This window comes from Aeromonas lusitana, assembly GCF_002812985.1.
Classification (GTDB): domain Bacteria; phylum Pseudomonadota; class Gammaproteobacteria; order Enterobacterales; family Aeromonadaceae; genus Aeromonas; species Aeromonas lusitana.
Genome location: NZ_PGCP01000004.1, coordinates 179,189 through 199,378 on the forward strand (window position 1 = coordinate 179,189; position 20,190 = coordinate 199,378).

A 20,190-nucleotide genomic window follows, 5' to 3' on the forward strand; every position below is an offset into this window, starting at 1 on the left:
TATCAATATTGCCGACCGGATCACGGCCATTTGGGCGGGCGTGGCATAGAGGGAACTGAATTGATTGGAAAAAACGCCAGCGACGGCCACAAAAAAGGCCCCTGGTGGGGCCTTCATCACTGACTCTTGGAGACCGAGTTTTAGGAGAGCGCCAGCCCGATGGAGAGCAGCAGGCTGAACAGGAAGGCGCTGATGGCGGTCTTCTTGAGGGCGCCGGTCAGCACCTCGCCATCGAAACTCACCCGCAGGGTGCGAGCGGCATCGGTGAGGGGCTTCATGGCGGGCAGGAAGATCCAGGGCCAGAGCCCGGTTTGCTGCGTCAGCAGGAAGGCGACGGTGGCCAGCAGGGCCGCCCCCAGCAGGGTCCAGTGGTAGGCGATGGCGCGGTTGCGGCCGAGCCGCACCGCCAGGGTGATCTTGCCGCTGGCGGCATCCGTCTCTATGTCCCGCACGTTATTGATGTTGAGCACAGCCGTCGCCAGCAGGCCACAGGCGGTGGCGGGCAGCAGCAGATCCCACTGCAATGTGTGGGTGAACAGATAGTAGGAGCCGAGCACCCCCAGCAGGCCGAAGAACAGGAATACCGAGATGTCGCCGAAACCGCGATAGCCGTAAGGGGTCTTCCCCACCGTGTAGGTGATGGCGGCGACTATGGCGGCGCCGCCCAGCAGGACGAAGGTCAGGATCTGCTGCCAGGCTTCCCCGAAGGCACAGACCAGCAGGGCCAGCCCGCTCACCACGGCGGCCAGGGCGGTCAGCCCCATGGCCACACACATCTGCTTGCGGGTGATGAGGCCGGAGACCACGGCGCGCTGAGGGCCGATGCGCTCGCCGTTGTCGGCGCCGGAGACGGCATCACCATAGTCATTGGCCAGGTTGGAGAGGATCTGCAGCAGGATGGCGGTCAGCAGGGAGAGACCCATGATGGCCCCGTCGAAGGCGCCCCGGCTGGCGGCCAGGCCTGAGCCCAGCAAGATGGAGGAACAGGCAAGCGGCAGTGTTCGCAAACGCGCCGCCAGCAACCAAACAGAGAAGGTATTTGTCATATTGTGATGGCCAAACAATCAGATATTGATCGTGTTAAGGGTTATCGAACCGGATTTAGGTATACTTGGCTCCGTGGGGGCTGGGCTCCCTCGGGCAATTTACATGGAAGAATGGGCAGATAATATATAGGAAATCATCGCCCTTTGGCATCAACCTGCGCCATCCTCCTCCCAGAGCGATCGCCACTATCCGGCTCAGACACGACATCCATGTTGGCTCAGACCCATATCAAGCAACAACTGGACGCCCTGCGTCACAGCACTGTCAGCGGCTTCGTGCGGTTGCGCGTGGCGGTCGAGGTACACTCCTTCCTGGGCTGGCTGGCGGCGCAGACCCTCTATCCCCGCATCTACTGGCAGGCCCGTGGCCCCGCGCGGCCCGAATATGTCGCCCTCGGCCGCATCCATGAGCTGACCCGCCCGCAAGATATACAGCGCGTCTGTGACAACACAGGCGTCGACAGCGAGGACAGCCCCCGCTACTACGGCGGCCTGGCGTTCGATCCGACCCAGCCCGGTTGGCCGGATTTTGGTCCCTGCCGCTTCGTGCTGCCGCGCATCGAGCTGGTACGCAGAGGCGAGTGTGTCAGTCTCTGCCTGAACCTCTGGCTGCCCAAGCGGGAACGGGCGACCGAATTCGAAGCTGAGCTGTTAGCCGCCGAATCTGCCTTGGATCTTCTGCAGCCAGAAGCCCCCCTGCCGCCACTGCACAAGCAGGATTGGCAGCGAGAAGATTGCCCCTCCCACGCCCAGTGGCAGCAGCTGGTGGCCCAGGTCACGGCCCCCGAGTTTCAAGCCCACACCCCAAAGGTGGTGCTGTCACGGGAGAGTCGTCTCGGCGCCGATGATGCGCAGGATGACCAGACCGCCATCTCCCCCTGGTCCCTGCTGGCCCAATGGGCACAGCATGCCCAGGAGTGCTTCCACTTCGGTTTTCAATTCAGCCCACAGCAGAGCTTCATCTCCTGCTCCCCCGAGCGACTCTATCGCCGGGAGGGCCGCCACCTGCAGACGGAAGCGCTGGCCGGCACCATACGCCGCGCCGGGGACGACGCCATCGACCAGGCCCTGGCCGCCGAACTGCTGGCCGACAGCAAGAACCGGCTGGAGAACCGGCTGGTCCATGCGGACATCCTCAGCCGGTTGGCACCGCTCGCCACCCGTACCAGCCTGACCGAGCCGCGCATCCTCAAGCTGCGGCTCTTGCAACACCTCAAGTGCGACATCGAAGCCGATCTCAAGCCCGGTGTGTGCGACTGGCAACTGCTGGACGCCCTGCATCCGACGCCTGCGGTGGGCGGCGCCCCGCGCGAGTCGGCGCTCGCCTTCATCCGCGAGCACGAGCCCTATGACAGAGGCTGGTACGCAGGGGCCTGTGGCATGCTGAGCCGGGAGACCTCGGAGTTCTCCGTCGCCATTCGCAGCGCTTTGATCCAGGACGGGGCCATCCGCCTGTTTGCCGGCGCCGGCATAGTGGCGGGCTCTGAACCAGCCGCCGAGTGGGCCGAACTCGACAACAAGATCGCCAACGTGCTCTCCCTGCTGGGATAGCGTTTTCCATCGTTTCCTCACTGCGAGAGCCTCATGTCCGCGCGCCCAGCCTTTGCCACTTACCATGCCACCTTCAACCACGTTTGGTCTTCGCTGCTGCTGGAGGAGCTCTATCGCCTCGGCGTGCGGGACATAGCGCTGGCCTCCGGCTCTCGCTCGGCGCCCCTCACCATGGCTGCCGCCGTCCACAGCGGCTTTCGCCGCCACCTGCATTTCGACGAGCGAGGCCTCGGCTTCATGGCGCTTGGGCTCGCCAAGGGGACGGGTCGGCCGGTGGCGGTGATCATGACCTCGGGCACGGCGGTGGCGAACCTCTGGCCCGCGGTGGCCGAGGCCCAGCTGACCGGGGTGCCGCTTATCATCCTCTCGGCCGACCGGCCTCCTGAGCTCATCGACAACGGTGCCAACCAGGCCATCAATCAGCAGGGGATCTTCGGCCACTACCCCGTCTATCAACTCAATCTGCCGAGCCCCACCCAGACCATTCCCGCCGCCTTCGTGCTGAGCTCGGTGGATCAGGCCCTGGCCCAGCAGGCGCGCACTCCCGGCCCGGTGCACTTCAACTGCATGTACCCCGAGCCCCTCTATCCAGGCAATGCCTATCTGGATTTCGGCGACTACCTGGCGCCGCTCGGCGACTGGCTGCGCTCGGAGAAGCCCTGGAGCCCCTGGCTCCCGAGCGACCAGGGCTGCCCCATCCAGAGCGACTGGGCTGAGTTGGCGGGCAAGCGCGGCGTCATAGTCGCGGGCCGCATCCAGGATCCGGCGCAAGGCAAGGCGGTGGCCGAGCTGGCAGAGCGTCTCGGCTGGCCACTGCTGGCGGATCTGCAGAGCCAGATCCGCTTCGACAGTCGCAACCTCATCCACATGGATCTGGCGCTGCAAAACAGCTGCTTCGTGAGCGAATTGGCCCGCGCCGAGGTGCTGCTGCAATTTGGCGCCCGCCTCATCTCCAAGCGCCTCGGCCAGTTCATCAAGCAGCACCCCTGGCAGGATTACTGGCTGGTGGACCCCCAGCCCGCGCGCCTCGACCCGGATTACCGGCTACGTCGCCGCCTGCTGTGCGAACCCCTCGCCTTCACCGCCGTCCACCCGGTTGGCGAGCCGCAGCAACCCTGGCACAAGCTGGCGGAGCGCCAACAGCAGGCGACCCGCCAGGTGCGCGCCGCCTGCGATCGCTTCTCCGAGCTCGGGGTCTGTCACCGCTTGAACGAGCTGATTGAAGGTCAGCTGTTCGTCGGTAACAGCATGCCGGCCCGGCTGATGGACATGCTCGGCGAGACCGGCAAGGGCCCGAGCCGGGTGATGACCAACCGCGGCGCCTCCGGCATCGACGGCCTGATCGCCACGGCTTATGGCTTCGCACAATCGGTCGAGCCGGGCAGCGGCGAGCCCACCACCTTGCTGCTCGGGGATCTCAGCGCACTGCACGATCTCAACAGCCTGGCCCTGCTCGGCAAGGCGAGCCGCCCCCTGGTGGTAGTGCTGCTCAACAACGACGGTGGCAGCATCTTTCGCATGTTGCCGGTCCCGACCCAGGATCAGCTGCTGGAGACCTACTACTGCCTGCCCCACGGTCTGCACTTCGAGCACGCCGCCGCCATGTTCGGCCTCGCCTACCGGGCACCGACCACCCTGGCCGAGTTTGAGCAGGCCTATGCCGCCGCCCTGGAAAAGGGTGTAACCCTGATTGAAATCAAGGTACCGAGCAACGAAGTCGCAGAGGATCTGAAGACGCTGGGAGCAGCTATTCGTGGCCACTAATCCAGGCGATCGCGACCTGCCGCTGGTGCTGCTGCACGGCCTGCTCGGCGACGGTCGCGACTGGCAGCCGGTGATTGATGCCCTACCCGGGATCGACTGCCACGCCCTGGATCTGCCGGGCCACGGCCTCAACCAGCCTCTGCGGGTGAGTGGTTTTGACGAGGCCAACGCCTGGCTCTGCGGCGAGCTTGAGGCGCGCGGCATCCACCACTATCTGCTGGCGGGCTATTCCCTCGGTGGGCGTCTGGCGCTCTATCACGCCAGCCACTCCCCTGCCGGGCTGCAGGCCTTGCTGCTGGAGAACTGCCACCCCGGACTGCCCGCAGCAGAGCGCCCTGCCCGCATCAAACACGACGAGGGCTGGGCCCGGCGCTTCGAGGGCGAGCCCTTGGCCAAGGTGTTGGCAGACTGGTATCGCCAGCCGGTATTTGCGGATCTCGACGCCGCCGGGCGGGCGCGCCAGCTGGCCCGCCGCCTCGGCAATCAGGGCCGGGCCGTGGCCGCCATGCTGAGGGCCACCTCCCTTGGCAAACAGCCGGATCTCGCCCCCTGGCTTGCGTCCACCTCCTTGCCGGTGACCTGGATCTCAGGCACAGAGGATCAGAAATTCCACCGGCTGGCTTGCCAGCTGGTAAAGTTGGGCTGCAATATCAATCACTTGACCATGAATGGCGGCCACAATCTGCACGCCAACCAGCCCGAGACTTTTGCCCGACTCCTGCGGGAGTGGGTTAACCAACCAAAAGAGAAGCTCCATGATTGAAGCAATGACCGAAGCCGAACTGTATGCCCCCATCGAGTGGCAGGATTGCTCCGCCGGGTACGAGGACATCCTCTACCACAAGTCCCAGGATGGCATTGCCAAGATCACCATCAACCGTCCCCAGGTGCGCAACGCCTTCCGCCCCCGCACCGTGAAAGAGATGCTGCAGGCCCTGGCCGATGCCCGTTACGACGATCATATCGGCACCATCATCCTCACCGGCTTCGGCGAGAAGGCATTCTGCGCCGGTGGCGACCAGAAGATCCGGGGCGACTACGGTGGATACCGGGATGACGAAGGCACCCATCACCTCAACGTGCTGGACTTCCAACGCGACATCCGCACCTGCCCCAAGCCGGTGGTGGCCATGGTGGCCGGTTACGCGGTCGGTGGCGGCCATGTGCTGCACATGATGTGTGACCTGACCATAGCGGCGGACAACGCCCAGTTCGGCCAAACCGGTCCCAAGGTCGGTTCCTTCGACGGCGGCTGGGGCGCCTCCTACATGGCCCGCATCGTCGGCCAGAAGAAGGCCCGCGAGATCTGGTTCCTGTGCCGCATGTACGACGCCCAACAGGCCCTCGACATGGGTCTGGTCAATACCGTCGTGCCCTTGGCCGAGCTGGAGCGCGAAACCGTGCGCTGGTGCCGCGAGATGCTGCAAAACAGCCCCATGGCGCTGCGCTGCCTGAAGGCGGCCCTGAACGCCGACTGCGACGGCCAGGCCGGCTTGCAGGAGCTGGCGGGCAATGCCACCATGTTGTTCTACATGACCGAAGAGGGTCAGGAAGGGCGTAACGCGTTCAACGAGAAACGCCGTCCCGACTTCTCCAAATACAAGCGGAACCCCTGATGACACTCGCCCTCTATCGCTACCATCTGCCCTTTACCCAGCCTCTGACCTTTCACGGCAAGGTGGAGGTAGCGCGAGAGGGCCTGCTGGTGCGCATCAACGACGGCTGGGGGGAAATCGCCCCCCTGCCCGGTTTCTCCAAAGAAACCCTGGCCGAAGCCCAGGCCGAGGCGCTCGCCTGCCTGGCGCAGCTGGCCAAGGGAGAGACCATCAACCCTCAACTGCCCTCGGTGCAATTTGGCGTCGACTGTGCGCGCCGCCATTGGCCCGAACAGACGGCTTCCCTGCCCGAGCCCTATCCCCTCATTCAGGGCTCTCCCCAGGAGCTGCTCAAGAATTGGAAGATCTGGCTGCACGAGACGCCCCTCAAGGCCAAGCTCAAGGTGGCCCGCTACCCCATGCGTGACGAGCTGGCGCTGATCCGCCTGCTGCTCGACCGGCGCCCGACCCTCAAGCTGGTGCTGGATGCGAACCAGGGCTGGACCCGAGAGGAGGCCTGGGCCTTCTGCGGTCACCTGGATCCGAACCGGATCGAATACCTGGAAGACTTGTGCGCCAGCTTCGACGACATCGCCTTCGTGGCGGCCCGTACCAACATGCCGGTAGCGCTGGATGAGCTGCTGAGCCGGGGTGAACCCTGGCAGCCCATCCCTCAGCTCAAGGCCCTGGTGCTCAAACCCACCCTGCTCGGCAGTCTGGCCAACAGCGAAGCCCTGGTGGCCCGCGCCCGCGAGCTGAAGCTGAAAGTGATCGTCTCCTCCTGCTTCGAGTCCGGCGTCGGCCTCGGCCAGCTCGCCCGCCTCGCCGGCGAATGGGCGCCGGATCAGGCCCCTGGCCTGGACACCAGGCGCTGGCTGGCTGGCGATCTGCTGGACCCCCAGGGTCAGCCCGATATGAGCAAACTCAAACCCCTGTTCCACCGTGATTGAGGCCCAGTTCCCCACAGAGCAGGCCACCGAGCCTTGCCCGGTGCGCCACTGGGCAAGATTGGCCCCGGAGCGGATCGCCATCCACGGCAACGAGCCCCTCAGCTACCGACAACTGGATGCCCGGCTCAACGCCCTGTGCCGGCAGCTTGAATCTGCTGGCTTGAGCACGGGTGACAGGTTGGCCGCCGTGGTCCGCGGTGCGCAGGCAGATGTTTTGATTGCCTGGGCCTGCGTGCGCAGCGGTATCGTCTTCTGCCCGCTCAACCCCGCCTTTCCCCTGCCAAAACAGGCCGAGCTGGCCACCCAGCTGGCGGTTGCCGCCTTCTGGTCAGGGGGAGAGATCCCGGACGGCCCCTGGCAGCCCCTGCGGCTGGATATCGAGGCCGAGCGAGCCGCAAGAGATGAGCCGTTGGCGTTGGACCCCGAGCGGCTGTGCAACATGATCCTCACCTCGGGATCGAGCGGTACCCCCAAGGCGGTGGTGCATCGCCTCGCCAATCATCTCGCCTCGGCCCGGGGCTCGGCCACCCTGATCCCGCTGGATGAGGCCTGTGGCTGGCTGCTCTCTCTCCCGCTGTTTCACGTCGGCGGCTACGCCATCCTGTTCCGGGTCTTCCTGGCGGGCGCCAGCCTGGTGCTGGACGATCGCAGCCAGCCGCTCAAGGCGCGCCTCGAAAGCCAGCCCGTCACCCACCTATCCCTGGTGCCGACCCAGCTCTGGCGCCTGCTGGCCCAGGGCTTCGACCCCGCCAATACCCGGCTGCGCGAATTGCTGCTCGGTGGCGCCGCCATCCCCGAACCGCTGGTGAGCCGCCTCGAGGGACTGGGACTTATCCCCAAGGTGAGCTATGGGCTCTCCGAGATGGGCAGCCAGGTCTGTACCGGCCAGCCCACCGGGGCCGGCGTGGTCGGCAAGCCGCTGCCGGGGCGGGAGCTCTGCATCCGCCAGGGAGAGATCTGCGTGCGCGGCGCCACCCTGTTTGCCGGCTACTTCAAGGCCGGCCAGCTGGAGCGACCCCTCGATGAGGAGGGCTGGTTCCACACCCGGGACAAGGGACACTTCACCGAAAACGGCGAGCTGGTAGTAGAGGGGCGACTCGACAACCTCTTCATCTCCGGCGGCGAGAACATCCAGCCGGAGACCATAGAGCAGCGGCTGGTGGATCACCCGGCCGTGGCCCAGGCACTGGTGGTGCCCATCCCGAGCGACGAGTGGGGCCAGCGCCCCGCCGCCTTTATCGACTGGCACGGCGAGCCCGTCTCCCATGCCGAGCTGACCGCCTGGATCCGCAGCGCCCTGCCCGGCTTCATGGTGCCGGATCGCTGGCTGCCCTGGCCGGATCTCGGCGGCAGCCTCAAGCCTTCCCGCACCAGGCTCGCCACGTTGGCCACCTCGGCCTGAGGCCCGCGAGCTGACATCAGCTACTAGCTGTTACCCACCCAGAGTCTGATGCTTGCCCCCCATATGGGGCTGAGCCCTTGCTATCCATGCAGCCCCTTATGGGGCTGCTTTTGTTTTGTTGCATACCAAGGGGATGATTGCCCCGCCCCATCTGGCTTATTGATATTCCTTTGGAACCCAATACCCTGCCCGGCTCCCCCACGCCAATCCATCCACCAAAGGGATCACAATGAACCACCAGGGTATCAGGCTGCTGTTATTGGCAGCCCCCGGCCTGCTCGCCACCTCGGCGCTGGCCAACTACAGCGCCGACTGGCAGCACTACCGGCTGAATGGCGAATCGAGCCGTCAGCTCGGGGACAGGGTCACCGAAGTCACCTATGAGCTGAGCGCCAGCGATGCCGGTGCCCCCTATCAGCAGCTGAGGGTCTATCGCCGCTTCGACTGGCAGTCCACCAATCTGGACGCTTTGGCCGAGCAGCAGTGTGGCGAGCCGCAGCTCAAGGTCGAGCAGGGCTGGCAGATCCGCTATCTCAGCTGCGAGCAGGTGGTGCCGGTGGGCAAGGCGGTGCCGGCCAGCAGCTATGACTTTGGCTACGGCCTGAGACAGGGGCGCTGGGAGCCGCTGGCGGGCACCCCGACCGCGCCACGCCAGGATACCCTGCCACTTGCCGAGCGTCTGGTGCTCGGCCACAGCGAGCGGGAGCTGGATCGCTGCGAGCTCAATGCCGAGGGTCGCTGCGCCGAGCAGGCGTGGCAGTATCGACCCCAGGACTGGCAGCAGCTGAGCGTGCTGGAGGAGACCCCCAACGAGCGGGATGGCCGGCTCGAGCAGATCTTCTTCCGCCTGCAACCCGTGACGGGCAGCCAGGCCGCCAGCCAGGTGCGCGAGCTGCACGTCTGGCGCCAGTACAGCTGGCTGCTGGACGAGGCGAAGACCCAGCAGGAGTGCGACGAGCCCCAGACGCGTCAGGAGGGCAACAAGATCATCAGCTTCCGGATGTGTCGCCAGACCCTGCCCGCCGGCAGCGAGGTGCAGGTGGTCTTGAAAGACACTGGTTATCAATACCCGGTCGGGGGCAGCGAATGGCAGGCCCTGCCGGAAACCAGCGAATGGCAGGAGAGCCGGGTGCTCAATCGCCCCATCATACTGGCCAACAAGGAGGAGCTGCTCGACTGCCGCCGCAGCGACGGCCGCGCCTGCTCCGAGCCAGACCTGCCTGACACGGATCTGCTGGATGCCGAAGCCGCCAAAATCGTGCAGGACGCCAGTGGTCAGCCCGCCCCCGTGTGGCAGGAGAACTATGGCCACGACGATCACAAGCTGCTGGTGGTCTCCCGCGGCATCCAGCGCCTGCTGGCGGCCAACCAACCCGCCCACCCGGCCATGAAGCAGCTGCTCGAATACGTGCGCGCCCACAACTACTACAACTACGGCAAGCATCAGGAAGATGGCCCGGCCGCCGCCGAGGCACTGGCCGAGGCCCTGACCGCTCTCGGCGCCCATCCCCTGCTCTATCCCGAGCAGGCCACGGACGAAGTGGGGGCCGTCATCGGCGCCTGGAGTATCGCCCTGCATGGCCAGTTCAGGAGCCCGGCGGTGCAGAGCCGGTTCGGTACCCTGCTCGGCCAGTTCAACCAGATGCTGGCCTACAGCACCCAGCATGCCAGCGAGATCAACGGCCGCCATCCCTGGGCCACCGGCCTGTTCGACCTGCTGAACTTCATCGACTTCGCCAGCGACTACGCCACCCCCTTCGCCGCCGATTTCCGCCAGCAGGACGATGAGCTGCGCAAGCAGTTGCACGCTCTCGGCATGAGCGAGCTCGCCTTGTGGCAGGGACGGGACGGAGCGGACTTGTTCCTGCTCAACAACGTGCTGGACGCCTACACCCGCCTCTACCGGGTTGCCCGCTACACCCGCCCGGACGAAGCCGAAGGCTATCGCAAACAGCTGGATGACTCCGTCATCGCCCAGATCCGCCATCACGGCCTGATCCCGGGCGGTGCCCAGAGCCAGACCCTGCTGGACGACATGTCCCTGACCCTCTCCACCTACTACCTGACCTACACGGATCGCACCAGCGAGGCCTGCATCAGCGGCGACTTCGCCGGCCTGTGCACCCCGATCCGGATGGAGGACGTGCTGCCGTTCGAGCACACCTGCTCGCCGACCCTGCGCCTGCGGGCCCAGGAGCTGACCATGAGTCAAGCCGAGGGGATCTGCCGTGAGCTCGGCGCCGAGGAGCAGCAGTTCCACCGCCAGATGGAGACCGGTGGTCAGCCGGTGGCGGACGATCTCAACGAGGCCCTGGAGCTGGTGATCTTCGATTCCTCCGCCGACTGGAAACGCTATGGCAGCGCCCTGTTTGGCGGCGTCTCCACCGACAACGGCGGCATCTACATCGAGGGGGATCCGGCCCGTCCCGGCAACCAGGCCCGCTTCTTCGCCTATGAGGCGGAGTGGAAACGTCCCGCCTTCCAGGTGTGGAACCTGCGCCACGAGTACGTGCACTACCTAGATGGCCGCTTCAACCAGTACGGCAGCTTCGGCCACTACCCCCTCAACCGTACCACCTGGTGGTCCGAGGGGCTGGCGGAGTTCATCGCCCACGGCCAGTGCTTCGCCCGCGGCATGGACAACGTCTCCGCTCACCCGGCCAACGAGCGACCTAGCCTCGCCGAGATACTGCACCTGGATTACGACAAGGGGGGGGAGATGGTCTACTCCTGGTCCTATACGGTGCATCGTTTCCTGAACGAGACTGGTCGTGGCGGCAGCTGGCTGGCCATGGCCCAGGCCCTGCGAGGCCCGGATCAAGAGCAGGCGATGAGTGCCTTCGAGGCCGAGCTGGATCAGCTGATCGCCAGCGACAGCGAGGCCTATCAGGAGTGGCTGGCGGCTGAGTTGCTGCCCTGGTGGGAAGCCAACAAGGACTCGGATGCCTGCAAGGGGAACGACTCCTCCCATTGACCATGGGCATGAACAGACAGGGCAGCCTTGGCTGCCCTGTTTTTTGGATGCTGAGCGTCAGACTCTGCCCAAGGGACGCCACTTGCGGCCATCAAGCCTGACGCGGCGCGCCAACTTGTAATAGAATGGCTCCCTGTCATCCCAACTCAAGACCCGAACCGCACCGCGCATGAAGAAGTTTGCCAAGATCCTGCTCGCCTGCCTCTGCCTGCTGCTGGCCTCTGCTGCGGCGCTGCTGGGATACAGCGAGTGGACCGTTTCGGACGCCCGTCACTACACCTATGACGACGTCAATGCGGTGCCCTACAACCGGGTCGCCCTGGTGCTCGGCACCTCCAAATACCTGATCGGCGGCAGCCCGAATCACTACTTCAAGTACAGAATCAAGGCCGCCGCCGAGCTCTACAACAGCGGCAAGGTGGACTACATACTGGTCTCCGGTGACAACGCTACCGTGCAATACAACGAGCCACGCCAGATGCGGCGGGCCCTGATCCAGGCGGGTATTCCGGCCAACGCCATCTACAGCGACTACGCCGGTTTTCGCACCCTGGATTCCGTGGTGCGCGCCAAGGAGGTGTTCGGCCAGGCCCGCTTCACCGTGGTCTCCCAGGCGTTTCACAACGAGCGCGCCATCTTCATCGCCCGCCACTTCGGCATAGACGCGGTCGGCTTCAATGCCCTGGATCCCAGCGCCTATCAGGGGATCCGCACCCGGGTACGCGAGGTGTTCGCCCGCCTGATGGGACTGCTCGATCTCTACGTGCTGGACAAGGGACCCAAGTTCCTCGGCGAGCCCATCGTCATCGGTGGTCCTATTCCCTGCCAGGCCCTCAGCACGCTGGGCACCCGCCAGCCTTGCCTGCCCATTCCCGCAGCCAAGACGCCAGCCACGCCCGTGAAGCCAGCACAGCCCGCCCCCAGCGCGGCGGTGGCCACCTCGGCCAGTGCAGCTGTCATCACCTTGGCCCCGGCCGCCTCCACCAGCAGTGCTGCGACCGGTACCGCCGAGGCCACCAGTGCAGCCGCCCCCACCAGTGCCGACACGGCGACCGACTGAGTTCGGTGACGAAACAGCAAAAAGAGACCCGCCAACTGGCGGGTCTCTTTTTTATCCGTGATGGTCTGCGCCCTTATGCCAGCGCCTGCTGGTAGCGACGGGCCACTTCCGGCCAGTTGACCACGTTATAGAAGGCGGCGATATAGTCCGGGCGCTTGTTCTGGTACTTGAGGTAGTAGGCGTGTTCCCACACATCCAACCCCAGGATAGGCGTATTGCCCTGCATCAGGGGGCTGTCCTGGTTGGCGCTGCTCTCCACCTGCAACTTGCCCTCCTTGTTCACCGTCAGCCAGGCCCAGCCACTGCCGAAACGGCTCAGGGCCGCCTGGGTGAAGGCCTGCTTGAAGGCCTCCAGGCCCCCCAGATCCCGCGCGATCGCCTCGGCCAGCGCACCGGTCGGCTCGCCGCCCCCTTGCGGGCTCATCACCAGCCAGAACAGGCTGTGGTTGGCGTGGCCGCCGCCGTGGTTGCGCACCGCCCCCTGGATCTTGGCCGGCAGGCTGTCGAAACGGGCAAGCAGCTCGTCTACCGGCAGGGCCGCGAGCTCCGGCGCCCCTTCCAGGGCGACGTTGAGGTTGGTGATATAGGTCTGATGATGACGGCTGTGGTGGATCTCCATGGTCAGGGCATCGATATGGGGTTCCAGCGCATCGTAGGCGTAGGCGAGGGCAGGCAGGGTATGGCTCATGTTCGTCTCTCTTATGGGGGATTAATGCAATCGGGAGGCCGGTTCGGCCTGACACTGGCACTGACCGAGGCAACGTTGAATGCCGGCATGGGTGCCGTGTTTGCGCACGAAGGTCAGCAGCTCGGTCCGGGTATTGTGGCTATGGCGCAGGGCGGAGGCGCGCAGCGGATCCGAGCAGGCCGGTGACTGGCTGGTGGCGATCAGGCAATCGTGGATATGGCACAGCATGTCGGCGGCCCTGTCCGGCAGCGTCATGGCGATCAGCAGATCCGCCAGGTTGTGGTGCGCCACCACCAGCGCCGCCACGGCTTCGTCGGCATCCGGCCAACAGGAGAACTGCTGGCGAGCCAGCCAGAGCGCCTGCTGGTAACAGTCGAGGGCCCTGGCGTACTCGCCCGCATCGAAATGGCGGTTGCCGCACAGGGTCTGCTGCTTCCAGTAGGCCATGCTGTTGTCCGCGTCGGTGGCACCGACCCACCCCTTCACCCAGGTTCCCGTCATGGCTTCAACACTCAAATGATAATAATTATTATTTAACTTATTTGAGGGGGGAACACAAGGGATAGTTCAACGGCGGGTTCCTGCCCATATGGGTAGTGTTTTGGCGCGATGGCCGGTTTAGTGATCGCACCCACAGATACATTCGGGTTCGGATACCATGCTAACGGGACTGGCATGAGGCCGGTGGCTGCCCATCGGCAGCCTTGTTCACAAGGATGATGCAGATGAAAAGATGGCTGTTGCTGTTGTTGTGCGCCCTGCCCATGCTGACCCAGGCGGCAGGCTATACCCAGACCCGTTACCCCATAGTGCTGGTGCACGGGCTGTTCGGCTTCGACAAGTTGCTCGGGGTCGATTACTTCTACGGCATACCCCAGGCCCTGACCCGGGACGGCGCCAAGGTCTACGTGGCTCAGGTCTCCGCCACCCAGAGCTCAGAGCTGCGCGGTGAACAGCTGCTCAAGCAGGTGCAGCAGGTGCTCGCCATCACCGGGGCCGAGAAGGTGAACCTCATAGGCCACTCCCACGGCGGCCCCACCATTCGCTACGTGGCCTCGGTCGCCCCCGAGCTGGTCGCCTCCGCCACCAGCGTGGGCGGGGTCAACCAGGGCTCGGAGATAGCGGATCTGGTGCGCGCCAACGTCAAGCCCGGCTCGGTGACGGAACAGCTCGCCGTGGCGGCGGCCTCGGCGCTGTCCGGCGTCATCTCGCTGCTCTCCGGTGGCGGCAACCTGCCCCAGGATCCCCTCGCCTCCCTCGATGCCCTGACCAGCGCCGGTGCCCAGCGTTTTAACCAGCACTACCCGGAAGGCCTGCCCAGCCGCTACTGCGGCGAGGGGCCGCTGCAGGCCGCCAACGGCGTCTACTACTTCTCCTGGAGCGGGCGCGGCAACATGACCAACATCCTGGATCCGGTGGATCCGGCCCTGGCGCTGACCGGCACCTTCTTCAAGGAGCCCAACGACGGCCTGGTGGGGGTGTGCAGCAGCCACCTCGGCAAGGTGATCGGTACCGGCTACCGGATGAACCACCTGGACGAGGTGAACCAGTCGTTCGGCATCCACCATCTGTTTGAGACAGATCCCGTGACCCTCTACCGTCAACACGCCAACCGCCTGCAGGGGCTGGGGCTATGAAGCGAGCCACCTGGGGGCTGGCGCTGCTGTGCCCCGCTCTGCTGCTGGCAGGTCTGGTGCTGCGCCCGGCAACCGAGCCGCCGCTGACCGTGGCCCCCGAGCTGGGTGCGCTGCGCCACCAGCTGGCCCAGCGCCTCGAGCAGGGGAAGACGGGGGAGAGCGACCCCCTGATGGCCCGCTACCAGCGTTTCCTCGCCGCGGAGGGCAGCCTGACGGTGCCGGCGGATCCCGGGCTTGCCAGCCTGCAACTGCTGTTCGATGAGCGCGAGGAGCTGCGCCAGCAGCGCTTCACCCCGAGCGAGCAGGAGCAGTTGTTCACCGAGGATCGGCTGATGGAGCAGTGGACCCTGCGCCGCAAGGCGCTGGCCGAGGCGAGCGAGGCGGACAAGCCTGGGCTGGCCACAGGGCTCGAGATCTGGTTGGCGGAGCAGCCCCAGTGGTTCAGGGAGGCCGAAGCCAGCAGCCACCTGCTGGGGGAGTTGCAGGCCCTGGAGCCGCTGGCACCGGCCGAGCGTGACGCCGTGCTGCAGGAGACGCTAGGGCAGGAGGCAACGGATCGCCTGCATCAGCTGGATCAGAGCCGACAAGCGTTCGACCAGCAGCTGGCGGGCTATCTAGGGGAACTGACCTCGCTTTCCGTCGGTGACAGGGCTCTGCAGCAGCAGGAGATCCTGTCACATTGGTTTCAACCAGAGCAATGGCGAAGAGTCGAGGCGTTAACCCGCCTAAAACTCGGTGAAAACCCATAAGAAAGGGGCCATGTCGGCCCCTTTTTCCATCTCTCGCCGGCTTATTGCGGCTTGTTGTCGGCGGGCAAGGGCTGCCAGGTGAGGCGGGTCACCTGCGGGCCCTGCACCTCGCACTTGAGGCAGAGATCCTGCCACCCCTTCTCCTGGCGCAATGAGACCTCCCCTTCCAGGCCCTGCTCGCTCACCTTGATCTTCTTCGATTCCACCTGCACCTTGTCACCCTTGGCGAGCGCCATCAGCTTGCCGCTACACAGCCACTGGGTCAGCTCGGCCCCCTTCAGCTTGACGCCACCCTTGGCGGCCTTCTGCTCCGCCTGGCTCGGCACGAACAGCTGGCTCAGCTCGGCGGCCCTCTTGATGAGCCACTCCTGGCGCTGCTGCATGCTCATCTTGCTGACGAACTCCGCTGGCTGCCCCTTCTCATCCAGCCACTGGGTCAGCTTGCCGCTGTCGTCGAAGGCGAACTGGGCCGCAGGTTCCTTCACCCCGAACAACTGGCCGCCCTTGAAGTAGTAGCGGCTCTCCCCCTCCAGCTTGCCCTGCTCGTTCATGATGGGCACGGCTATGATGACGGGCTTGCCGTCGATCCAGGCCTTGATGTCCACCCCGTCGTGGCTGAACAGCCGGGTATCGAGAGCACTCTCGGCCCCCTTCTCCATCAGGGTGAACTGCTCGGTCAGGGTAGCTGCCAGGGCAGGCAGGGAGCTGAGTCCCAGTCCCAAGCCGAGGCTCAGGGCGATCAGGGTATTGCGCATAAGTGTCCTGTGATGGGCCCGAAGGCCTTGGGTTAACGCTCTATCAACCAGACCCCGAGCCCCTCTCTGTGGCGCACGTCGAGCGGCCGGGACTGGCGGGTCTGGTAGTTGAAATGGATCAGGGTCGTCTCGGCGGTGACCGCCAGCTCCCCTCCTTGCCAGGCTTCCTGCCAGAGGGTGAAGGAGCTGGAGCCGATGCGGCTCACCCCTGTCTTGATGGTCACCGGCTGGCCATAGAACAGCTCCCGTTTGAACTGCACCCCATAGCCCGCGATGATCAGATGCCAGTCATGCACATCCAGCTCGGGGGAGAAGAGGCGGAACAGGGGATCCCGGGCCGACTCGAACCAGACCGCCGGCACAGTGTTGTTGATGTGGCCGAGGGCATCTGTCTCTTGAAAACGGGGTTGGATCTGCATTTCCAGCATGACTATTCGACTCCTTGTCGTGGGACCGCGCACAGGCTAGCGCGCCCGCCGTCACGACTCAAGCGTCCCGGTGTGCGGGTGAGAGCGGCCTCAGATTTCCGCCGGCATCTCCCTGTGTACGGGTTTTAACCAGGCGCTGCGAAAATCGAACCAGCCGAGGGCCGTCATGCGCACACCGTGTACGCCGACCCGGCTCTCCAGCTCCAGCCAGTGGTGAAACAGGGGCACGAAGCGGCCCTGTCGTTGCACCTCCGCCAGCAAGGCCCGCGGTCCCGGCTCGGCGCCGCTGGCACGCCACTGCGTCAAGCCCTGCCACAGGCCGGGCTGACGGCCCCACACCCGCTGCAACAAGGGGGTCCCCAGCAGCCAGGCGTAAGGAGCGAAGGCCTGCTCGTGTTCCAGGTTCAGGGTGCCAAGCCAGAGATCCACGTCCTCATCCGCCCCGCTCACCCAGCGGCTGTAATCCAGGGTGCGCACCTCCAGCGCGATTCCTTGCTCCCCGAGCAGGCTGGCCATGGCACCGGCACACTCGTTGAACTCCAGATGCTGGTTGAAACAGGCGAGCACCAGCCGGGTCGGCAGCTGCTGCGGGCTCGGCAGCGGGGCGGCCTGGGCCTCTCGCCAGTGGGGCAGGAGGCCGAGGGCGCTGGTCCAGCCGCGCTGCAACTCGGGGGCGACCCGCGCCATCAGGGCGATGGGGTTGAGCAGGTTGGCCAGCCACTGGCGCAGGGCCGGATCCTGCAGGGCGGGGGATCTGTCGTCCTGCAGCAGGAAGTAGCAGCCGGACTCGAGCTCGGATTCGCCGCGCATGGTGCCGAGCTCAGGGCTGTCGCTGCCCAGTTGCAGGTGGCTCTCCAGCCGCTCAGCCAGCTCGGGCAGCATCCAGATGTCGATCTCGTCGAGCAGGGCGCGCAGGCCGAAGTAGTCGTCAAAGGCGCTGAGGCACAGGTGCAGGGGATCATTGGTGGTCACCCGGTAGGGGCCCGTGCCCACTGGTTGCAGGGCAAAGCCCGGATCCTCCTTGAGCTCCCTCGGCAGCACGGCCGCCACGGGTTCGGCCAGCAGGTGGGGCAGCCAGGGATCCGGGCTGTCCAGATGCAGGTCCAGGGTGCGCGGCCAGGGGGTTTCCAACCGGGCGAGGTGGGCGAACAGGGGGCGATCGCGCAGGGCCAGCAGGCTCTCCATCACATCCTCCACCACCAGCTCGCGGCCATGGTGAAACCGCACCGCAGGGCGCAGATAGAAGCGCCAGTGACAGGGGCCGAGACACTCCCAGTGATGGGCCAGATCCCCCTCGATTTCCCCATTTTCCTCATTTCGCCGGGTCAGGCCGTTGAAGATCTGGCGGCTCAGGTGCACCTCGGAGCGGCGCAGGGGATCCGTGGGTAGCAAGCGGGGCAGCGGCCGATAGTAGGGCACCCGCAGGATCTGGCGCCCCTCCCGGGTGGCCTGGCCGAGCTGCTCGATGAGCAGCGGGGTGAGCAGATCCAGCCTGTCTTCCGCCAGTCGCACCGCCTGGGTCAGCAGCCCCTGTTGCAGCAGCGCCCGCAGCCGGCGCCGGGTCAGGTTCTCCTGATTGTCGAGCAGGGTCAGCCGGGAGCGACGCCCCCGTCCCGCCTCGGCCGACCAGCTGAGCCAGCCCTGTTCCTGCATGCGCTTGAGCAAGAGGCGGGCGTTGCGCGGGGTGCAGCACAGCAGATCCGCCACCTCGGCGAGGCTGAGCTCCCGCTCATCGGCCCCGAGCTGCTGGGCGAGTCGTTGAAATTGCTGGTAGAGGCGGCTGCTGGGCATAAAAGAGGTAATCCTTGGCAGTGAAGTCGTCAGTTTTTACTTCCTCATTTTAGCTCAATACTGATGCCGAACAATGAGCACAACCTCACAGGAGCACCATCATGAGCCAGCCATCCTCCCCCAAACCGAACCGGATCCAGCAAACCCTGCGCCGCTACTTCCAGCGGATCCTGCCCCGCTCGCTGCCGCTGATCGAGGATCCCATGAGCCAGCTCAACCGCCTGATGCAGTGGGACATGACCCAGATCGATGACAGGGAGTATCGCCGCCGTTTCTAAGCCATCACTCAGACAGCTGGCTCGTCAGGGTGCAAGGGGCGGGCCGGGAGCGGCGCAGAAACCTGATCCGGATCAGCGACGAGCCCCATCCTCCGTGGATGAAATAGCTTTGCCGGATCCGCCTGTTTACATCCGGGCGGAGCCTGCTAGATTGGACGTCTATCCATCTAAAAAAACGGCAACGAGCAACATCCAACAAGGAGTGTGTGATGAAAGATGCGACCCTGGCCCTGCACCACGGCTTTTCCAGCGACCCCACCACCAAGGCGGTGGCCGTGCCCATCTACCAGACGGTGGCCTACGAGTTCGACAGCGCCCAGCACGGGGCGGACTTGTTCAACCTGGCGGTGCCGGGCAACATCTACACCCGCATCATGAACCCCACCAACGACGTGCTGGAGCAGCGCCTCGCCGCCCTGGAAGGGGGCATAGCCGGACTGGTGGTGTCGGCGGGCTCCGCCGCCATCACCTACGCCATCCAGGCGCTGACCGCCGCCGGCGACAACATCGTCTCGACCCCCCAACTCTACGGCGGCACCTATACATTGTTCGCCCACATGCTGCCGAGCTTCGGGGTCGAGGTGCGCTTCGCCAGGGATGACAGCGCCGAGGCCATCGCCGCCCTCATCGACGACAAGACCAAGGCGGTCTACTGCGAGAGCATCGGCAACCCGGCGGGCAACATTGTCGATCTGGCCGCCTTCGCCAGAGTGGCACACGCCCGTGGCGTGCCCCTCATCGTCGACAACACGGTCGCCACCCCTGTGCTGTGCAAACCCATAGAGCACGGCGCCGACATAGTGGTGCACAGCCTGACCAAGTACGTGGGGGGCCACGGCAACTCGCTGGGGGGCGTCATCGTCGACTCGGGCAAGTTCCCCTGGGCGGATCACGCCGAGCGCTTCCCTCAGCTCACCCGGCCAGAGCCCTCCTACCATGGGGTGGTCTACACGGAAGCCTTTGGTCCGGCGGCCTTTATCGGCCGGGTACGCACGGTGCCGCTACGCAATACAGGCGCGGCGCTTGCTCCCATGAACGCCTTCTTCCTGCTGCAGGGGCTGGAGACCCTGAGCCTGCGCATGGAGCGCCACGTGGATAACGCCCTGCGGGTCGCCCATCACCTTAAAGCTCACCCCAAGGTGGAATGGGTCAGCTACGCCGGCCTGCCCGATCACCCCCACTACCCGCTGGCGGAGCAGTACATGGGCGGCCGCCCCTCGGCCATCCTCTCGTTTGGCTTGAAGGAAGGGTACGAGGCCGGGGTGCGCTTCTACGACGCCCTCAAGATCTTCAAGCGGCTGGTCAACATAGGGGATGCCAAGTCCCTGGCCTGCCACCCGGCCTCCACTACCCACCGCCAGCTCGGTGAGGCGGAGCAAGCCAAGGCCGGGGTCAAACCCGAGATGATCCGGCTGTCGGTGGGAATCGAAGCCATCGAGGATATCCTGGCGGATCTGGATCAGGCGCTGGAGGCGTGAGTCAGGCGTTGAGCGAGCGGGCATCAAGCCCGCTCTTTTTTTCC

Annotated in this window: 18 protein-coding genes; 12 read left to right on the forward strand and 6 right to left on the reverse strand. The window is 65.3% G+C overall.

The window, feature by feature from the left end:
* Positions 1-140: 140 nt before the first annotated feature.
* Entirely contained in the window at positions 141-1,046 is a 906-nt protein-coding gene (locus CUC44_RS04040) for a 1,4-dihydroxy-2-naphthoate polyprenyltransferase (protein WP_167388767.1), read from the reverse strand.
* A gap of 210 nt (positions 1,047-1,256) precedes the next feature.
* Here CUC44_RS04040 and CUC44_RS04045 point away from each other — a divergent pair, with 210 nt between their 5' ends.
* The 8 genes from CUC44_RS04045 to CUC44_RS04080 all read left to right on the forward strand — a co-directional run bounded on the left by CUC44_RS04045 (position 1,257) and on the right by CUC44_RS04080 (position 12,342).
* Positions 1,257-2,597 carry an isochorismate synthase gene (locus tag CUC44_RS04045; protein ID WP_100858703.1) on the forward strand — a complete coding sequence of 447 codons (1,341 nt, stop codon included), beginning with the start codon at positions 1,257-1,259 and terminating at the stop codon, positions 2,595-2,597.
* Between the two features lie 33 nt (positions 2,598-2,630).
* On the forward strand, positions 2,631-4,361 hold the full coding sequence (gene menD / locus CUC44_RS04050; protein ID WP_100858704.1) for a 2-succinyl-5-enolpyruvyl-6-hydroxy-3-cyclohexene-1-carboxylic-acid synthase: 1,731 nt from the start codon (positions 2,631-2,633) through the stop codon (positions 4,359-4,361).
* Positions 4,351-5,124 (forward strand): 2-succinyl-6-hydroxy-2,4-cyclohexadiene-1-carboxylate synthase, encoded by a 774-nt coding sequence (gene menH, locus CUC44_RS04055; protein ID WP_100858705.1) that lies wholly within the window; start codon positions 4,351-4,353, stop codon positions 5,122-5,124. The genes menD and menH overlap by 11 nt, the downstream gene beginning before the upstream one ends.
* The gene (menB, locus tag CUC44_RS04060; RefSeq protein ID WP_100858706.1) at positions 5,117-5,977 is read left to right on the forward strand and encodes a 1,4-dihydroxy-2-naphthoyl-CoA synthase; all 861 of its coding nucleotides are present in this window, start codon (positions 5,117-5,119) and stop codon (positions 5,975-5,977) included. The genes menH and menB overlap by 8 nt, the downstream gene beginning before the upstream one ends.
* Entirely contained in the window at positions 5,977-6,906 is a 930-nt protein-coding gene (gene menC / locus CUC44_RS04065; protein WP_100858707.1) for an o-succinylbenzoate synthase, read from the forward strand. The genes menB and menC overlap by 1 nt, the downstream gene beginning before the upstream one ends.
* Positions 6,902-8,308, forward strand: a complete 1,407-nt coding sequence (locus CUC44_RS04070) for an AMP-binding protein (RefSeq protein WP_100858858.1) — start codon at positions 6,902-6,904, stop codon at positions 8,306-8,308. The genes menC and CUC44_RS04070 overlap by 5 nt, the downstream gene beginning before the upstream one ends.
* Positions 8,309-8,537: 229 nt before the next feature.
* A complete protein-coding gene (locus CUC44_RS04075) occupies positions 8,538-11,282 on the forward strand; it encodes a collagenase (RefSeq protein WP_100858708.1) in 2,745 nt (914 codons plus the stop codon).
* A gap of 169 nt (positions 11,283-11,451) precedes the next feature.
* On the forward strand, positions 11,452-12,342 hold the full coding sequence (locus tag CUC44_RS04080) for a SanA/YdcF family protein (protein WP_100858709.1): 891 nt from the start codon (positions 11,452-11,454) through the stop codon (positions 12,340-12,342).
* Positions 12,343-12,415: 73 nt separating this feature from the next.
* Here the strand turns inward: CUC44_RS04080 and CUC44_RS04085 are convergent, their stop codons facing one another.
* Positions 12,416-13,030, reverse strand: coding sequence for a superoxide dismutase (locus CUC44_RS04085; protein ID WP_100858710.1), 615 nt, complete (start codon positions 13,028-13,030; stop codon positions 12,416-12,418).
* Positions 13,031-13,051: 21 nt separating this feature from the next.
* Entirely contained in the window at positions 13,052-13,477 is a 426-nt protein-coding gene (locus CUC44_RS04090; RefSeq protein WP_100858711.1) for a hypothetical protein, read from the reverse strand.
* A 278-nt stretch (positions 13,478-13,755) separates the two neighbouring features.
* On the opposite strand from CUC44_RS04090, the gene CUC44_RS04095 reads away from it, so the two are divergent.
* Positions 13,756-14,667 (forward strand): lipase family alpha/beta hydrolase, encoded by a 912-nt coding sequence (locus CUC44_RS04095; protein ID WP_100858712.1) that lies wholly within the window; start codon positions 13,756-13,758, stop codon positions 14,665-14,667.
* Positions 14,664-15,416, forward strand: coding sequence for a lipase secretion chaperone (locus CUC44_RS04100; RefSeq protein ID WP_100858713.1), 753 nt, complete (start codon positions 14,664-14,666; stop codon positions 15,414-15,416). The genes CUC44_RS04095 and CUC44_RS04100 overlap by 4 nt, the downstream gene beginning before the upstream one ends.
* Before the next feature lie 41 nt (positions 15,417-15,457).
* Here the strand turns inward: CUC44_RS04100 and CUC44_RS04105 are convergent, their stop codons facing one another.
* The 3 genes from CUC44_RS04105 to sgrR form a co-directional block, all read right to left on the reverse strand.
* Positions 15,458-16,171, reverse strand: a complete 714-nt coding sequence (locus CUC44_RS04105; protein WP_100858714.1) for a hypothetical protein — start codon at positions 16,169-16,171, stop codon at positions 15,458-15,460.
* 32 nt (positions 16,172-16,203) lie between these two features.
* Positions 16,204-16,599, reverse strand: coding sequence for an acyl-CoA thioesterase (locus CUC44_RS04110; protein ID WP_100858715.1), 396 nt, complete (start codon positions 16,597-16,599; stop codon positions 16,204-16,206).
* Positions 16,600-16,689: 90 nt separating this feature from the next.
* On the reverse strand, positions 16,690-18,390 hold the full coding sequence (sgrR, locus tag CUC44_RS04115; RefSeq protein ID WP_100858716.1) for an HTH-type transcriptional regulator SgrR: 1,701 nt from the start codon (positions 18,388-18,390) through the stop codon (positions 16,690-16,692).
* A gap of 101 nt (positions 18,391-18,491) precedes the next feature.
* Here sgrR and CUC44_RS04120 point away from each other — a divergent pair, with 101 nt between their 5' ends.
* Together CUC44_RS04120 and CUC44_RS04125 are read left to right on the forward strand one after the other, a co-directional pair.
* Positions 18,492-18,668: a hypothetical protein gene (locus tag CUC44_RS04120; protein ID WP_100858717.1), complete on the forward strand. Its 177-nt coding sequence runs from the start codon at positions 18,492-18,494 to the stop codon at positions 18,666-18,668.
* Positions 18,669-18,877: 209 nt separating this feature from the next.
* Positions 18,878-20,146 carry an O-acetylhomoserine aminocarboxypropyltransferase/cysteine synthase family protein gene (locus CUC44_RS04125; RefSeq protein ID WP_100858718.1) on the forward strand — a complete coding sequence of 423 codons (1,269 nt, stop codon included), beginning with the start codon at positions 18,878-18,880 and terminating at the stop codon, positions 20,144-20,146.
* Positions 20,147-20,190: the final 44 nt, after the last annotated feature.

Bases quoted from the DNA above. Each gene is read 5' to 3' on its own strand.
- CUC44_RS04040 (WP_167388767.1), bottom strand. From the start codon at position 1,046: ATGACAAATACCTTCTCTGTTTGGTTGCTGGCGGCGCGTTTGCGAACA.
- CUC44_RS04045 (WP_100858703.1), top strand. From the start codon at position 1,257: ATGTTGGCTCAGACCCATATCAAGCAACAACTGGACGCCCTGCGTCAC.
- menD (WP_100858704.1), top strand. From the start codon at position 2,631: ATGTCCGCGCGCCCAGCCTTTGCCACTTACCATGCCACCTTCAACCAC.
- menB (WP_100858706.1), top strand. From the start codon at position 5,117: ATGATTGAAGCAATGACCGAAGCCGAACTGTATGCCCCCATCGAGTGG.
- menC (WP_100858707.1), top strand. From the start codon at position 5,977: ATGACACTCGCCCTCTATCGCTACCATCTGCCCTTTACCCAGCCTCTG.
- CUC44_RS04075 (WP_100858708.1), top strand. From the start codon at position 8,538: ATGAACCACCAGGGTATCAGGCTGCTGTTATTGGCAGCCCCCGGCCTG.
- CUC44_RS04080 (WP_100858709.1), top strand. From the start codon at position 11,452: ATGAAGAAGTTTGCCAAGATCCTGCTCGCCTGCCTCTGCCTGCTGCTG.
- CUC44_RS04085 (WP_100858710.1), bottom strand. From the start codon at position 13,030: ATGAGCCATACCCTGCCTGCCCTCGCCTACGCCTACGATGCGCTGGAA.
- CUC44_RS04090 (WP_100858711.1), bottom strand. From the start codon at position 13,477: ATGGCCTACTGGAAGCAGCAGACCCTGTGCGGCAACCGCCATTTCGAT.
- CUC44_RS04095 (WP_100858712.1), top strand. From the start codon at position 13,756: ATGAAAAGATGGCTGTTGCTGTTGTTGTGCGCCCTGCCCATGCTGACC.
- CUC44_RS04100 (WP_100858713.1), top strand. From the start codon at position 14,664: ATGAAGCGAGCCACCTGGGGGCTGGCGCTGCTGTGCCCCGCTCTGCTG.
- CUC44_RS04105 (WP_100858714.1), bottom strand. From the start codon at position 16,171: ATGCGCAATACCCTGATCGCCCTGAGCCTCGGCTTGGGACTGGGACTC.
- CUC44_RS04110 (WP_100858715.1), bottom strand. From the start codon at position 16,599: ATGCTGGAAATGCAGATCCAACCCCGTTTTCAAGAGACAGATGCCCTC.
- sgrR (WP_100858716.1), bottom strand. From the start codon at position 18,390: ATGCCCAGCAGCCGCCTCTACCAGCAATTTCAACGACTCGCCCAGCAG.
- CUC44_RS04120 (WP_100858717.1), top strand. From the start codon at position 18,492: ATGAGCCAGCCATCCTCCCCCAAACCGAACCGGATCCAGCAAACCCTG.
- CUC44_RS04125 (WP_100858718.1), top strand. From the start codon at position 18,878: ATGAAAGATGCGACCCTGGCCCTGCACCACGGCTTTTCCAGCGACCCC.